10 protein-coding genes are annotated in these 15,908 nt (G+C 55.3%); 7 read left to right on the plus strand and 3 right to left on the minus strand.

Annotation, left to right across the window (positions count from 1 at the left end; all coding sequences use genetic code 11):
* Positions 1-29: 29 nt before the first annotated feature.
* Positions 30-776 (minus strand): leucyl/phenylalanyl-tRNA--protein transferase, encoded by a 747-nt coding sequence (gene aat / locus HZS80_RS04490; protein WP_179915279.1) that lies wholly within the window; start codon positions 774-776, stop codon positions 30-32.
* Positions 777-946: 170 nt separating this feature from the next.
* Here aat and HZS80_RS04495 point away from each other — a divergent pair, with 170 nt between their 5' ends.
* A complete protein-coding gene (locus HZS80_RS04495) occupies positions 947-4,123 on the plus strand; it encodes a DNA translocase FtsK (protein ID WP_179915295.1) in 3,177 nt (1,058 codons plus the stop codon).
* Positions 4,124-4,374: 251 nt separating this feature from the next.
* Positions 4,375-5,040, plus strand: a complete 666-nt coding sequence (gene lolA / locus HZS80_RS04500; protein WP_179915280.1) for an outer membrane lipoprotein periplasmic chaperone LolA — start codon at positions 4,375-4,377, stop codon at positions 5,038-5,040.
* 71 nt (positions 5,041-5,111) lie between these two features.
* Here the strand turns inward: lolA and HZS80_RS04505 are convergent, their stop codons facing one another.
* Positions 5,112-6,446, minus strand: a complete 1,335-nt coding sequence (locus HZS80_RS04505) for a replication-associated recombination protein A (protein WP_035555889.1) — start codon at positions 6,444-6,446, stop codon at positions 5,112-5,114.
* A gap of 237 nt (positions 6,447-6,683) precedes the next feature.
* Here HZS80_RS04505 and HZS80_RS04510 point away from each other — a divergent pair, with 237 nt between their 5' ends.
* The 5 genes from HZS80_RS04510 (at position 6,684) to HZS80_RS04530 (ending at position 15,516) form a co-directional block, all read left to right on the plus strand.
* Positions 6,684-7,229 (plus strand): hemerythrin domain-containing protein, encoded by a 546-nt coding sequence (locus HZS80_RS04510; RefSeq protein ID WP_008958426.1) that lies wholly within the window; start codon positions 6,684-6,686, stop codon positions 7,227-7,229.
* Between the two features lie 151 nt (positions 7,230-7,380).
* Positions 7,381-8,178, plus strand: a complete 798-nt coding sequence (gene murI, locus HZS80_RS04515) for a glutamate racemase (RefSeq protein ID WP_035555887.1) — start codon at positions 7,381-7,383, stop codon at positions 8,176-8,178.
* 50 nt (positions 8,179-8,228) lie between these two features.
* On the plus strand, positions 8,229-9,350 hold the full coding sequence (trmA, locus tag HZS80_RS04520) for a tRNA (uridine(54)-C5)-methyltransferase TrmA (RefSeq protein ID WP_179915281.1): 1,122 nt from the start codon (positions 8,229-8,231) through the stop codon (positions 9,348-9,350).
* 172 nt (positions 9,351-9,522) lie between these two features.
* Entirely contained in the window at positions 9,523-14,346 is a 4,824-nt protein-coding gene (locus tag HZS80_RS04525; RefSeq protein WP_035555883.1) for an NAD-glutamate dehydrogenase, read from the plus strand.
* A 153-nt stretch (positions 14,347-14,499) separates the two neighbouring features.
* Positions 14,500-15,516 carry a quinone-dependent dihydroorotate dehydrogenase gene (locus tag HZS80_RS04530; RefSeq protein WP_179915282.1) on the plus strand — a complete coding sequence of 339 codons (1,017 nt, stop codon included), beginning with the start codon at positions 14,500-14,502 and terminating at the stop codon, positions 15,514-15,516.
* A gap of 123 nt (positions 15,517-15,639) precedes the next feature.
* Here HZS80_RS04530 and rmf read toward each other — a convergent pair whose 3' ends face one another.
* Positions 15,640-15,849, minus strand: coding sequence for a ribosome modulation factor (rmf, locus tag HZS80_RS04535; RefSeq protein WP_007111057.1), 210 nt, complete (start codon positions 15,847-15,849; stop codon positions 15,640-15,642).
* Positions 15,850-15,908: the final 59 nt, after the last annotated feature.

Genomic DNA, 15,908 nt, shown 5'->3' on the forward strand with positions numbered 1-15,908 from the left:
CTCCTGGGTGAAACAGAATGAGTTCATCTCTAATCGTTAGCCTCAGTAGCAATCGCCTTCAGCCACAGCGATGCAGGAACAGCCGGTATTTCAACGGGTGATGAGGGTAACGTAAACGCCTTATCGGGTAACCAGTTTTTAAGATAGTTGATGAATGCCTCGCGAGCGACTGTAATAGCGCCCAGGCTGGCCAAGTGAGGGGTATGCATTTGGCAGTCGATGAGCTTACCATCATGCTCGCGCATTGCCCTGGCTAGGTGGGCTAGCGCTACCTTGGAGGCATCTGGCGCGCGGGAGAACATCGATTCGCCAAAAAACACCGGCCCCATTGCGATGCCATACAGGCCACCTACCAACTGTCCGTTTTGATGGACTTCAATGCTATGGGCAATGCCGAGCGTATTCAGCTGGCTGTAAGCGTCGCGCATTTCGGCAGTGATCCAGGTGCCGCCTGCTGCTTCGCGTGGGGCGGCACAGGCCTGAATAACCTGATCGAAGTGTTGATCCAGGGTGATATGGAAGCCACCATGGCGTAATCGCTTGGTCAGGCTACGACGCTGCTTAAATTGCTCGGGTAGGAGTATCATGCGCGGGTCTGGACTCCACCATAAAATGGGGTCGTCGTCGCTGAACCACGGAAAGATTCCCCGCCGGTAGGCTTCTACCAGCCAAACGGGGGAAAGCTCTCCACCGGCTGCCAGCAGGCCGTTGGGGGAATCCAGGGCCTTAGCGGTGGTTGGAAAGTTAGGATATGGCGAGGAAAGCCAAGGTAGCATTACTTGCTCCTGTTGCTACGTGCTTTTACTAAGCTCTTGAGATGAGTTCTTGTACTGAGTTCTTGTACTGAGCGCTTAGATAACAGCTCTGTGACGGCGGAAGGATGCTCGGTATCATGCAAACTCGCAAGTGGATTAAAGACGCCATTGAGGTGCAAAGGGAGAGTCGCTTGAAAGTGAATAAAGCAGTCAACAAGCGAACGCAGCGTAGCGCGCGTCAAACACCACCATCGGCTTCTTCTGCGCGTGTTAACGCCGCAAAGGATCAGGCTCGCCGTTTTGGCCTGCGCTTACAAGGCTCCGTGCGCGAAGGCGTAGTGGTGTTACTGCTAGCGCTGTGTGTGTTTTTATTATTAGCCTTATTTAGTTATCACTCCTCTGATCCAGGCTGGTCTTACCAAGGGCCGGAAACGGAAATCCGTAACTGGATGGGGCAGGTGGGGGCCTGGTTAGCCGATGTTCTCTATTCACTGCTAGGGGCCAGTGCGCTGTGGTGGCCGGGGATGTTCGGTTTCGCCGCTTGGTGGCTGATTCGATCGCGCCAGGTACGTTTTGAGCTCGACCCGGTTGCGATTGCCGTCCACGCGGGCGGGTTAATATTGCTTATTTTTGGCACTACTATGCTGGGGGCTCTTCACTTTTATCATCCTGACAGCATGCTGCCCTATGCCTCTGGCGGCATTTTAGGGGAAGGCTTGGTCGGTGCATTAAGACCTTTAGTAGGCAGTGGCGGCGTTGGGTTAATCGCCGCGGCGCTTATTTTAAGCGGCTTTCCGCTGTTTAGTGGCATGTCATGGTTGCAGGTGGCGGATGAGCTCGGTAAGCGTATATGTTGCCTGGGCGGCTGGCTATCGGCTCGTCGGCAGACAAAACGCATGCGCGCAGCGCAGCGAGCGGCCGCGAAAACCGCCCCTGCGGCGAAGTCTCAAGTAAAACCCGAGCTAGCTCCCAAAGCTTCATATGTTGAGGATAAACCTGCTGAAGCCAAGCCTGCTGACGTTAAGCCTACGGAAGCTAAGCCGACTGCTGAATCGGTAGGTGTAGGTAAAAGTGCCACGGGTCGCGAACGGCGCGAGCCAGGTTTCTCCATGCCGTTTGATAACAGTGTCACCGACCATTCAGCCGCTACTGAACACAGCAGCGAGACCACCGATACCTCGATTCCCTGGGAAGCCGCGGCTTTTTCAAGCAATAAGCACGTGCCCGCTAAATCACCGGCCGCTACCGAGGAGCCAGCAGTGTCGGCGCCTGCAAAGGCGTCAGTGCCGCCAGTAGATAAATCCGCAGAAGAGGCGGAGGTGCCGGCACCCCCTGCGCCGCGAGAAAATGCCTTTGTCCAGGCAGAGGAGCCGGCAGCAGTGCCTGAGCCCGTTCCCAAGGAAAACGATGAGCCCAAGGAAGCCGACGTCTCCTTCCCACTACGCGCCTCGCGTCAGGAAGAGTCGCCAGCATCTGCTGCAAGTAACTTCTTTGTCAGCGACGAAGCGCCTGATGAGAAAACGCATACTCAGTCAGCGCCTGCTGAACGCCGCAGTGAGCCGACACTCAGCGAGTCACCTGAGCCTGTTTCTAGGCGCGCCATGGAGCCTGAGCCCGCACGTAAACCGGAGCGTGTGGCTGAAGTCGTCCCGGAGCCAGTGTGGGACGACGAAGAGCTGGACGACGAGTTGTACCAGCCAGAGGAGCCAAGCGAACCAGCACCAGTGCCTACGCCAGCAGCACGCCAAGAGCCCACTTTCTCGCCCGATGTTCAAGCGCAAGAATCTGACGAAGGCCCCGCGCTGTGGACCGTGGAGCATTTGCAGAGCCAGCGGCCTGCCTTTGAGACCCTGGACGAGCCCGAAGGCGATGTACCGAGCTTACAACTGCTGACTCCTGCTGAACCGCATCAGCCTAATTACAGCGATGAACAGTTGGCCGACATGGCCGAGCTGCTTGAAGTGCGGTTGCGCGAATACGGTGTTAAGGCGGAAGTCGTCGATACCTGGCCTGGGCCGGTGATTACCCGCTTTGAGATTAAGCCGGCGGCGGGTGTGAAGGTTTCCAAGATCAGCAACCTTGCCAAAGATTTGGCGCGTTCGCTGATGGTCAAGAGCGTGCGAGTGGTCGAGGTTATTCCTGGCCGTCCCACGGTGGGTATTGAAATACCTAACCCCAATCGGGCCATGATTCGTCTGCGCGAAGTGATCGATTCTGACCGCTACCAGCAGGAAACCTCGCCGCTGACCATGGCGCTGGGTCAGGATATTGGCGGCAGCCCCGTGGTGGCCAACCTGGGTAAGATGCCTCATTTATTGGTAGCCGGTACCACTGGGTCAGGTAAGTCAGTGGGCGTTAACGCCATGCTGATCTCGATGCTGCTCAAGGCGAAGCCCAGCGAGCTGAAGCTGATCATGGTCGACCCCAAAATGCTGGAGCTGTCGGTCTACGATGGTATCCCCCATTTGTTGGCGCCAGTGGTCACCGATATGAAAGAGGCGGCCAACAGCCTGCGCTGGTGTGTGGCTGAGATGGAGCGCCGCTATAAGCTGATGGCGGCGATGGGGGTGCGGAACATCGCGGGCTTTAATGGACGCTTGGATGAAGCAGAGCGCGCTGGTGCCCAGGTGGCGGATCCTTTATGGGAGCCACAGCCCTGGGAAGTGCACCAGCCGCACCCCGTGCTGGAAAAGCTGCCCTATATCGTGGTGGTAATCGACGAATTTGCTGACATGTTCATGATCGTCGGCAAAAAGGTCGAAGAGCTGATTGCCCGCCTGGCACAAAAGGCGCGAGCCGCGGGTATCCATTTGATTCTGGCTACCCAGCGGCCCTCGGTGGATGTTGTAACGGGTCTGATCAAAGCCAACATTCCTTCGCGGATGGCGTTTCAGGTTTCCTCGCGCATCGATTCGCGCACCATTCTTGACCAGGGCGGTGCTGAAAGCCTGTTGGGGCATGGTGATATGCTCTACCTGCCTGCGGGCTCTGGGCCACCTAATCGTATCCACGGAGCCTTTGTCGATGATGATGAAGTGCACCGGGTGGTCGATGACTGGAAGCGTCGGGGCGCACCGGAGTATATCGAAGAGATCCTCTCAGGGGGCGTCTCAGCCGATGCCTTGACCGGCCTTGAAGCCGAAGGGGGCGATAGTGACGATGCCGAACAGGATGCGCTTTATGATGAAGCTATCCAGTTTGTCACTGAAACACGCAAAGCCTCGATTTCTGCCGTCCAGCGCCGCTTCAAGATCGGCTATAACCGGGCCGCTCGTTTAGTGGAGGCGATGGAGGGTGCCGGTGTGGTGACCTCCATGGGCTCTAACGGCGCACGCGAAGTACTTGCGCCGCCGCCGGTAGGCCACTAGGCCAGCCGAATGGTCGCGAGCCAATGCTACCTCCCAAGGGTGCAAGTGGCTGGTTTTAAACGCCGGGTTGAATGGTGACAATTATGCAATAAGCGTGAAAGCCTTGCCGCGGGTGAAACCCTGCGGCGTTTTTTACGTCTTAACAACACATGGATGGTTAAGCCGACCTCACTGCTTGATTATTGAGCACTAATTTTTGAGCAACCGTTTTGAATAGCCGTAATTTGGCAACGGTTGCCTAGGGAGATCACATGCGCGATACGCAAACAAAACGAACTTCATCGCTGGGCGCTTCACCCCTGGCATTAGCGGCAAGCGCCTTGGGTCTAACCTTTGGCGCCCCCGCATGGGCGGATGATGCAGCTGAGCGTTTGACCGAGCGATTAGATCCGCTTGAGCGTTATCAGGCCAATTTTGAGCAGCAGATTTTAGATGGCAGCGGCGATCGTCTTCAAAGTGCGCGCGGTGAAATGTGGCTTTCTCGCCCTGGTATGCTGCGCTGGGAAGTAGAAGCACCCTATTCCCAGACTGTGGTTTCCGACGGAGACGATGTTTACATGTACGATCCCGACCTTGAACAAGTCACCGTTCAAGAGATGGATGATCGCGTCACCCATACCCCTGCGTTACTGCTGTCAGGAAGCGTGAACGATTTAACCGAAAGCTATGAGGTGTTTTACGAGCAGGAGGGGGGAGAAGATGTGTTTACCCTGGTACCTATCTCTGCCGATACGCTGTTTGAAGAGTTAAGCATGGTGTTTGATGCTGACACGCTAACCGAACTATGGATGATGGATAGTACCGGCCAGCGTACCGCGATTACCTTTAGTAATATTACCCTCAATGGGGAGATTGCTTCAGACGTGTTTGATTTCGAGATTCCCGAAGGCACTGACGTTATCCGCGAAGAGCTTTAATGGTGAAGGGGTAGTGGTAAAGAGTCAGCGGTTGATTGAGATTCGTAGTTAGGTAATAACCATCAGGCGCCTTAGGGCGCCTGATCTGCTTCCTGGTCACGATTTTCCCGCCACGCCATAATTTCACCAAAGCGTTTCTCCTGACCAAAAGGGCTCGGCTTGAAGAAAGTAGTTTTAGGCAACTCTTCAGGCCAGCAGTCGTGGGCGCTACCTGCCGGGTAGCCGTCTGGCTCGTTGTGGGCGTAGCGATAGCCTTCACCATGCCCCAGCTGCTCCATTAGCTTGGTGGGGGCGTTGCGAAGGTAAGTTGGCACCTCCACCTGGGGTTGCTGGCTTACAAACTTTTTGGCCTCACTCCAGGCGCGATCAATGCGGTTGCTTTTGGGCGCCACCGCCAAGTGTATCGCTGCATGGGCAATTGCCCGCTGGCCTTCGTAATCTCCTAAACGCAGGTAGGCGTCCCAAGCGGCAATGACCAGCGGTAGGGCGCGCGGGTCGGCATTGCCGACGTCTTCTGAGGCAATGGCAGTCAATCTGCGTACCACGTCCAGCGGGTCGCCACCGCCCTGCATAAAACGCGCCATATACAGTAGTGCGGCATTAGGGCGTGATGAGCGTATCGATTTATGAATGGCCGAGAGCAGATCATAATAAGCGTCACCCTGCTTATCGAAAGCGCTGGCTTGGTGGCCAATCACATCCGCCAGTACGTCCTTATGGAGTACTTCACGGCCCGCTTCCTGGGTGGCGAAATCACACGCCGTTTCTAATAGCCCCAGCGCCCGACGGGCATCGCCTGCGCTGGCATGAGCCAACGCGTTTAACACCTCATCGTCAACGTGAATATCGCGTTTTCCCAGCCCTCGCTCAGCGTCATTAAGCGCTTGACGCATCACTGTAATCAACTCATCCTGAGTGAGAGATTTCAACACGTAAACCCGTGCACGGGAGAGCAGCGCCGAGTTGACCTCAAACGACGGATTTTCGGTAGTGGCACCAATCAGCGTGAGCAGCCCCGACTCTACATGGGGCAGGAGGGCATCCTGCTGGCTCTTGTTGAGGCGATGGATCTCATCTAAAAAGAGGATGACCTTGGATGACATTTGCTGGGCACGTTCTACGACGGCACGAATCTCTTTCACCCCGGCCATCACCGCGCTGAGGTGCTCCAGGTGGGCTTGAGAGGCCCGGGCTAAAAGCTCTGCCAGCGTGGTCTTGCCCACCCCCGGCGGCCCCCATAGAATCATCGAACGCACAACGCCTGATTCCGCCATACGGCGTAGCGGTTTATCCGGCCCCACCAACGCCTGTTGGCCTACGTAATCGTCCAATTGGCGTGGGCGCATACGAAAGGCTAGCGGGGCGTCTTCTGAAGGTGCTGCGTGGGCGCTATCAAAAAGGTCCATGTAAACTTCCGTTGTCAATCGGGGCGTAGAACTACTTATTGGTTACAAGTGTCTGTGGTAAAGCGCAGCTTGTCGAACTACCTTTGGCGTAACCTAACAGAAAGATGCGCTTGCTAGGATAACGCCATAGAGGCATTGTTAATGATAACCCCTGTTAGTTGCTATGCCCCTATGATTGCATGCCGTCAGCTTAATTAGGCAAAACGGCAGGCATGACACGATAAAGGAGACGGCTCAATGTTAAACCAACTGCGTCTAGATCATGCCAACATGGCCCGGATGCTTCATGTGCTACAGCTGAAGCAAAAAACGTTAGCACAGGGAGAACGGCCCAATTTCAAGCTGATGCGTGAGGTAGTCGATTACATTTTATCCTATATGGATGGTTTTGCCGCCCCGCTGGAAAAGGTCTGCGTTGAGCGGTTGCAGGCTAAAGCGCCCGACCATAGTGCGCTTACCGAACAGATGGCCAATGATTATCGTGAGTTAAAGCCTCGTCTGCAGCGTCTCTCCAGCGATATCGATATGATTCTGATGGACAATGTGCTGCCCATGGATCGTTTTGCTGAAGATCTAAAAGATTATTTAGAGGCGCATCGGGCCTACTTGCGCCACGAGCGTGAAGGGCTGTTCCCGCTAATTGATGAGCACTTTAGTCAAGAAGATATGGAAAAGCTTCGCGAGGCGCTTCCCGCCGGTGCGGAACAAGAGTTAGAGCGCCTGCAGCAAGCCTACCCCGAACTCTACGCCGAACTGCGAGGGGCTGATGTGCCCGCGGTATAGCCAGGAAAAACGACTTAAGCGGGTAGCGACAATCAATAAATTCATAGGCGGGGCATGCTAAACTGGCGGCCCCGTTTTTATTGGGTGTCAGTTTAACCATCGACCAGCTCGGCGCTGATGAATGAAGCAGGATAGTGATGCAAAGAGAGTCATGAAAGGCCCCGTATTAGTTTTTGATTCCGGTGTCGGCGGCCTGTCGGTGGCCCAATCGCTGCGTCAACACTACCCTGATGCTGCTATGTGCTACACCTGCGATAATGCTTGGCTGCCTTATGGGCTTCGCGAAGACGCCGCACTAACCGAGCGTATCGTGTCGGTCTGTCAAGCGGCTGTTGACGCTTGCCAACCGAGCGTGTTGGTTGTCGCCTGCAACACCGCAAGCACCTTAGCGTTGGAGCATCTTCGCCAACAGTTAGCTATTCCTGTGGTAGGTACCGTGCCTGCTATCAAGCCTGCGGCTGCGATTAGCCAAACGCGGCATATCGGTTTATTGGCCACCAGGGCCACGGTGGCGCGGCCCTATACCCAGCGCTTAATTGATAGCTTCGCCAGTGACTGTGTCATCACGCGCGTTGCCGCCGATGCCTTGGTGGTGGAAGCAGAAGCCTACCTGGCTGGCATCACGCCCAATACAGAGCGTATGCAGGCGGCATTGACGCCGTTATGGCAAGTCGTCACTGCTCCTACCGAGCATCCCAAACTAGATACCGTGGTGCTCGGCTGCACCCATTTTCCGCTGTTAAAACCCTGGCTAGAGCAACTTGCCCCTGCGCCTTTATATTGGATTGATTCTGGTGATGCTATCGCTCGGCGTGTGGCGCAAGTGGTTGCTGAGCTATCCAGCGATCATCACGATGGTCGCTGTTATACGACTGCGCCCGCTGCGAATCTGACTGCGGGTTTAGCGCGCTATGGGTTTAAAGCGCCCCAATTGCTAAACGTGCGTTAATAAACATTATTTGTCGCTACTATTTCTGAACCCATTCAAGAGGAGCAGCTTTGGCTATCCCCGTCGTAGAACCTGAACGTTATGCCGAGCAGCTAGCCGCCAAACGCGACTATCTGGAGAGTACCTTTGCCGCTTTTAAGCCACCGGCACTGGAAGTGTTTGAATCGCCGCCGGGCTACTACCGCCAGCGCTGCGAGTTTCGCATATGGCACGAAGAGGATGATCTCTTCTACGCCATGTTCGAGGTTGATCCCGAGAACCCGAAAAATAAGCGTGTGATTCGCTTGGATCAGTACGCTGTCGCCAGCGAGCGAATTAATCAACTCATGCCGCAACTGCGCAAGGCCTGCCTTGAGTCTGATGAGCTGCGTCGTAAGCTGTTTCAGGTTGAATTTTTAACCACGCTCTCCGGCGAAGCGCTGGTCACGCTGATTTACCACCGCCCGCTAGGCGAAGAGTGGGAACACGAAGCACGAGCGCTTGAAGCCGAGCTCGGCATCATGATTATTGGCCGTTCCCGCAAGCAGCGCATCGTGCTGTCCCGTGACCATGTCTGGGAGCGCCTAGAGGTGGATGGCCGCACGTTGCACTATCAACAGGTCGAAAACAGCTTCACTCAGCCCAATGCGCATATCTGCCAAAAAATGCTCAGCTGGGCGCGTGAAGTGACCGCTAAGCAACAAGATGAGGGTGCGAAGAAAGATCTGGTCGAGCTCTACTGCGGGAACGGCAATTTTACCATTGCCTTAGCCGAGAACTTCTGCCGCGTGTTGGCCACGGAAATTTCCCGCACGTCGGTAGCCAGTGCCAACGTCAACTTAGAGGCCAATGGCGTCACGAACGCGCAGATTGGTCGCATGTCAGCAGAAGAGTTTGCGCAGGCGCTGAAGGGCGAAAAGGCCGGGCGTCGCGTGGCGGAAATGGGACTGGATGATTACGATTTTTCCACTGTGCTGGTAGACCCGCCCCGCGCCGGGCTAGATGAACAGAGCTGTGCACAGCTCAGCGAGTACGCGCAGATCGTCTATATTTCATGCAACCCGGCCACATTGGCTGACAACTTGACCATACTGACCAACACTCATCGGATAGAGCGCTTTGCGCTATTTGACCAGTTTCCGTTTACCGATCACTGTGAATGCGGGGTGTTGTTAACGCGGCGGGATGTTTAAGCAAAAGTTAATGTTCTAACGGCCTAATGCGTAAACGGTATGTGCCATGAACAACTTGTCATGTGATTAGGGACGCGACGATAGGTAGCGTAAGCTAGCCGTTATGTTGGCCTAAAGGCCTATTGTCCTTCGTTTTTTGGCCGATTAATGGCCTAGGCAGTCGAGGTGATGGATGCACTACGTTGCGATTGAAGAGAGTCGTCAGGATCTTTTGAAGCAGCTTCAGGAGCGATTATATGCGCGTCTGGAGCCTGCTCGAGCCGCGACAATTGACGCCTTTGCTCGACACTTTTATGCCACCGTGCCGGTGGAAGACCTTGTGGATCGTCGCCTGGACGACCTGTATGGTGCAACGCTGTCAATCTGGCAGTTTTTACAGCACCACGACCCAAAAAGCCCTAAAGTGCGCGTTTTTAATCCAGATTTTGAAGAGCATGGCTGGCAATCAACGCATACCTTTGTGGCCGTGCTGCATGAGGATATGCCGTTTTTGGTCGACTCGGTGCGTATCGAGCTCAACCGTCGCGGTTTAACAGTACACGCGATTCAAAACGCCGTGCTGGCGGTTGCTCGTGATGACCGCCACCAGTTACAGGCGCAGACCTCACCTCGCGATGAGAACGCGCCGGAAGCCCGCGAGTCGCTAATTGTTATTGAAGTCGATCGACACACCGACGTGGCGTTGCTTGAGAAAATCGAAAGCAACCTGAACGACGTACTACGTGATGTGCGCACCGCCGTGCGCGATTACGACGCTATGTGCGCGCAAATTACCGCGTCGATTCAAGAGCTTGAAAAAAATTGCCCGCCGCAGATCGACCCTGACGACCACGAGGAAGCGATTGCCTTTTTAGAGTGGATGCTCAAGGATAATTTTACCTTCCTGGGTTACGACGAGTACCTGCTGGAAGGCAGTGAACTACAGCGCGATGCCGAGAGCGTGCTGGGCGTGTTCCGTCTGGATCAGCCGCGCTACTGCGAGCGGATCCGCACTGAAGAGGGCGTGGATGAGCACAATGAGTATGTGCTGGTGCCGCAGCTACTATCGTTTGCCAAGAGCGCCCATCACTCCCGCGTGCATCGCCCCACTTATCCCGATTACATCACCGTTGATCGCTACGATGACGATGGCAATGTGATTGGCGAGCGGCGCTTCTTTGGTTTGTTTACCTCCACGGTCTATAACGAGTCGCCGCGCAATATTCCGCTGCTGCGCCGCAAGCTCAAAGCGGTGATGGATATCGCTGGGTTTAATCCCCAGGGCCACAACGGCAAGCAGTTGCTGCAGGTGCTGGAAGTTTACCCCCGCGACGACCTGTTCCAAATCGATACCGAATCGCTGGCCAGTACCTCGCTGGGCATTCTCAATATCCGCGAGCGCCGTCAGGTGCGGCTGTTTATCCGCGCCGATATCAGCGGCAAGTTTTACTCCTGCTTAGTATTTGTGCCCCGCGACGTATTCTCGACGGACCTGCGTCAGCGAATTCAAAATGTGCTGTGCGATGAGTTGGATGCCCACTTTGGCGATTTCAATACCTACCTATCCGAGTCGGTACTGGCGCGCATTCAACTGATTCTGCGCTTCAATGGCGATGCGCCCAGCGATTACGATCTTAAGCGTCTGGAAAGCAAAGTGGCGCGGCTGGCGCGTAGCTGGCGCGATGACCTGCACAACGCCATGGTGGAAGGGTTTGGCGAAGAGCGTGCCAACCACCTGATGGATCACTTCCGCGAAGCATTCTCAGCAAGCTATCGTGAAGACTTTTCCGCACGCACCGCGGTGTTTGATGTGCAGCACTTGTTAACGCTGAACAACGGCGACGACTTATCGCTGTCGCTCTACCGTCCGCTGGAAGAGCAGGGCGGCGGCGTTAATCTAAAGCTGTTCCATCGCGGCACCCAGATTCCGCTTTCCGACGTGCTGCCGATGATGGAAAACCTCGGCCTGCGCGTGATTGGCGAACGCCCCTACGATATTAACTCCCCTGAGCAGCGCTACTGGATTCACGATTTTGAGCTAGAGCATAGCGGTGCGGATGTCAGCCTGGGCGATATGCGCGATGTATTCACGGAAGCCTTCAAACGCATCTGGACCGGCGAAGCCGATAACGATGCCTTTAACCGCCTGATTATCGGCGCAGGTCTGGATTGGCGTGAAGTGGCGATGCTGCGTGGCTACGCCCGCTACCTCAAGCAGATTCGCTTTGGTATGTCTCAAGACTATATTGCCGCGACGCTGGCCAACTACCCGGCCATCACCCGCGAATTAGTTGAGCTATTCCGCCTGCGTTTTGATCCTGAGCAGCAGGACCACGCCACCGATGAATGCATCGCTAGCTTAAACGAGCGACTGGAAGGCGTTGCCAGCCTTAATGACGACCAGCTGCTGCGTCGCTTTATGGAGCTGATTCTCGCTACGCTGCGTACCAACTATTACCAGCTCGCCGAGGGTGGCCGCTTTAAAGACTATATCGCTTACAAACTCGAGCCTTCCAAAGTGACCGGCATGCCCAAGCCGCGCCCGATGTTTGAGATTTTTGTCTGCTCTCCGCGCGTGGAAGGTGTCCACCTGCGGGGCGGCAAAGTGGCACGCGGTGGTCTGCGCTGGTCGGATCGCTTTGAAGATTACCGCACCGAAGTGCTGGGGCTAGTGAAAGCCCAGCAGGTGAAGAACGCGGTTATCGTACCGGTCGGCGCCAAAGGCGGTTTCGTGTGCAAGCGCATGCCGGAAAACGCCAGCCGCGATGTGGTGCAGAAAGAGGGCATCGCCTGCTATCAAATTTTTATCCGCGCGCTGCTGGATGTTACTGACAATCTGGTGGGTGGCGATGTGGTGCCGCCGGAAAACGTTGTTCGCCACGATGAAGATGATGCCTATTTGGTCGTGGCTGCCGATAAAGGCACGGCGACCTTCTCGGATATCGCCAACGAAATTTCCATCGAGTATGGCCACTGGCTGGGCGATGCCTTCGCCTCTGGCGGTGCCAACGGCTACGACCACAAAAAAATGGGCATCACCGCCCGCGGTGCCTGGGAGTCGGTTAAACGCCACTTCAAAAACCTCGATGTGGATACCCAGCGCGACCTGTTTAGCGTGGTGGGAATAGGCGACATGGCCGGCGATGTGTTCGGTAACGGCATGCTGTTGTCTGACAAGATTCAGCTGGTGGGCGCCTTTAATCACCTGCATATCTTTGTCGATCCCAACCCGGATGCAGAGGCCTCTTTTGCCGAGCGCAAACGGTTGTTCGCTCTGCCACGCTCCAGCTGGGAAGACTACAGCCAGGAGTTGATCTCTGCCGGTGGCGGTATCTTTAGCCGCAGTGCTAAATCAATCGCTATTACCCCGGAAATGCAGCAGGTGTTTGGCATCCAGGAAACCCGCCTGTCGCCGAACGAATTGATCCGCGCGATGCTCAAATCCAAGGTGGATTTGATCTGGAACGGTGGTATCGGTACCTATGTGAAGGGCTCCAATGAAACCGATGCCGATGTCGGCGACAAAGCCAATGACACCCTGCGTATCAATGGCAACGATCTGAACTGTCGCGTGGTCGGTGAAGGCGGCAACCTCGGTTTGACCCAGCGTGGCCGTATGGAAGCCGCCGCCAAAGGCGTGCGTGTCTACACCGACTTTATTGACAATGCCGGTGGGGTGAACTGCTCCGACCACGAGGTCAATATCAAGATCCTGATCGATGAAGTGGTCAAGCGTGGCGACATGACCGACAAGCAGCGTAATCAGCTGCTGGCGGAAATGACCGATGAGGTGGGCGATCTGGTGATCCTGGATAACTATCGCCAAAGCCAGGCGCTGGATCTGTCGGCTATCCTGTCCAATCAGGCAATGGGCCCTTACCGCCGCTTTATTAGTGAGCTGGAAGCCACCGGGCAGATTGATCGTGAGCTGGAGTTCCTGCCCACCGATGATGTGCTCAAAGAGCGAGCCAGCAACGATCAAGGGATGCGCCTGCCTGAGCTGTCGGTACTGATCTCTTACGCCAAGAGCACCTTGAAGGGCGACTTGATCACCTCTGACGTGCCAGATGACCCGTATATTCACCGTCATCTGGAGCGGTTGTTCCCCTCGGTGCTGGTAGAGCGCTTTAAAGACGAAATGTACGAACACCGTCTTAAGCGAGAAATCGTCGCTACCCAGGTAGCCAACGATCTGGTTGATCACATGGGTATCGTCTTTGTACGTCGCCTGATGGACTCCACTGGTGCCGGGCGTGCCGACATCGCTCGCGCTTATATTGTGGCCCGCGATAGCTTTAACTTGCCCGGTCTATGGGCGCAAATTGAAGCGCTCGATAATCAAGTGCCGAATCGCATCCAGTACTCAATGATGCTTGACCTGATGCGCCTGATCCGTCGCGCCACGCGCTGGTTTGTGCGTCAGCATTTAGGGCTCTCGACGCTGGACACTATCGAGTATTTTGCTCCTCGCCTGGCGCAGCTGCAGGAAGGTATTGGTGAACTGCTCAGCGGTGAGGAGCTGAGCGCTTGGAATAGCCGTCGTGACGAGCTGCTGGAAGCAGGTGTGCCGGAAGCCTTGGCGTCCACTGTCGCGGCGTCATCCAGCCTTTACGCCGGGCTAGGTATTATCCAAGCGGCACGCCTGACCAATGAAAAACCGCAGCGAGTGGCAGAGGTGCTGTACGAAATTGGCAGCCGCCTGGAGCTGCCGTGGATGATTCAGCAGGTAACCCAGCTGGAAGTGCGCGACGCCTGGCAGGCCCAGGCGCGGGAAACCTTCCGCGACGACATCGAGCGTCAGCAACTGGCACTGACCACTAGCGTATTAAAGCTCGACGCCGGCAGTCGCGATACCCAGGAGCGGGTGGCGCAGTGGTTGGATCAGCATGCCGATCTGCATCGCCGCTGGTGTCGTTTGATTGAAGAGGTGCGTGGCGGCAGTGAAGGGGGCTTTGCGCTCTTCGCCGTAGCGGTACGCGAACTGGTAGATCTGGCTGAAAGCGATAGCGAAGCCTAAACGTACCTAGGCTGATTAAAGCGGATCTATTTAATTAAAGCGTATCTATTTAATTAAATAGGAGTATGAAAGCGCGTCCTGGTTCTCCACCAGGGCGCGCTTTATTGCGTTATACTGGCGCCCGTTTTCAGCCTCCGCTTCAAGAGACCCGCTATGTACAACCTCGCCCGCTCACTGTTCTTTCGCGTTGACCCAGAAACCTCTCACGGTATGGCGCTGGGTGCGTTGGATGCACTGCATCGGGTCGGGGGCGTTACACGGCTATTTGGCCAGCGGGTTGAGGACCCCGTCGAACTGATGGGGCTTCGCTTTGCCAATCGAGTAGGTCTCGCCGCCGGGTTGGACAAGAACGCCGATCACCTCGATGCGCTGGGCGCGCTGGGGTTTGGCTTTGTCGAAGTGGGTACAGTGACGCCTAAGCCGCAGTCAGGCAATCCTAAGCCTCGGCTATTTCGCTTAGCGCAGCATGAGGCGATCATCAACCGCTTTGGTTTTAACAACAAAGGGGTTGCGCACCTGGTTCAGCAGGTCAAGCAGCGTCACTACGGTGGCATTGTGGGCATCAATATTGGTAAAAACCTGACGACTTCAGTAGAACACGCGCTGGATGATTACCTAATATGTTTAGACGCGGTGCATCCCTACGCGGATTACATTGTCGTTAACGTCTCTTCACCGAATACCCCTGGGCTACGCACCTTGCAATTTGGTGAACAGCTGGATGCGCTATTGGGGCCCATTCGCTCTCGCGCCAACGAGCTTGATGCCCAAGCGGGCCGAAAAATTCCATTACTGATTAAGATTGCCCCGGATATGAGCGCGGAAGAAGTGGCGTTGATGGCAGAAAGTATTGAGCGCAATGCACTTGATGGCGTGATTGCTACCAATACGACGGTTTCCCGCGCCGGAGTAGAGGGTGACTCACAAGCGGAGGAGGCGGGCGGGCTTTCTGGAAAACCAGTTTTCGAAGCATCCAATCGCGTTATTCGCCAACTGCGTGAGCACTTACCATCGCTACCTATCATCGGTGTCGGTGGAATCGATAGTGCTGCTGCTGCTCAGGCCAAAATCGCGGCGGGAGCAAATTTAGTGCAACTCTACTCGGGGTTGATCTATCAAGGGCCTAAATTGGTCGGTGAATGCGCAAGGGCACTGAAAGCTAACGGTTGACGTGCAGATGATTAGCGAAGCAGTATGGGTATCAATGCGCACTAAAAAGCCCACTTGAAAAAGTGGGCTCATTGAAAACCTCTCGTTTAAAATCTTTCTTTTAATACCTTGAAAAATAAAACGTTAGGCCATGACTAAGGGGTTTTTGTGGATGCCCGAGATGCCGGTCATCCCATCCCACTGGTCACCGCGGCCTTCACGCCAACCGCTCATCCAGTATTCACGTAAATTGATATCTTGACTGGGACAGTCGTCACGAGAACGACCCGATACACCCGCTTTGTATCCGTGGACATAAGCCCGCTGGAAGCGATCACGTTTTTGCCGTTTCATTGGCTAACCTCTTTTCACGAAAGCCTTTGATAAGAAATAGGGTGTTATCGACTTATGTT

It is taken from the genome of Vreelandella glaciei, from assembly GCF_013415125.1.
GTDB lineage: Bacteria > Pseudomonadota > Gammaproteobacteria > Pseudomonadales > Halomonadaceae > Vreelandella > Vreelandella glaciei.

What these genes read in the sequence shown, in the direction of transcription:
- aat (WP_179915279.1), bottom strand. Translation starts at nt 776, where the DNA reads ATGCTACCTTGGCTTTCCTCGCCATATCCTAACTTTCCAACCACCGCT.
- HZS80_RS04505 (WP_035555889.1), bottom strand. Translation starts at nt 6,446, where the DNA reads ATGGACCTTTTTGATAGCGCCCACGCAGCACCTTCAGAAGACGCCCCG.
- HZS80_RS04525 (WP_035555883.1), top strand. Translation starts at nt 9,523, where the DNA reads ATGCACTACGTTGCGATTGAAGAGAGTCGTCAGGATCTTTTGAAGCAG.
- lolA (WP_179915280.1), top strand. Translation starts at nt 4,375, where the DNA reads ATGCGCGATACGCAAACAAAACGAACTTCATCGCTGGGCGCTTCACCC.
- murI (WP_035555887.1), top strand. Translation starts at nt 7,381, where the DNA reads ATGAAAGGCCCCGTATTAGTTTTTGATTCCGGTGTCGGCGGCCTGTCG.
- HZS80_RS04530 (WP_179915282.1), top strand. Translation starts at nt 14,500, where the DNA reads ATGTACAACCTCGCCCGCTCACTGTTCTTTCGCGTTGACCCAGAAACC.
- HZS80_RS04510 (WP_008958426.1), top strand. Translation starts at nt 6,684, where the DNA reads ATGTTAAACCAACTGCGTCTAGATCATGCCAACATGGCCCGGATGCTT.
- rmf (WP_007111057.1), bottom strand. Translation starts at nt 15,849, where the DNA reads ATGAAACGGCAAAAACGTGATCGCTTCCAGCGGGCTTATGTCCACGGA.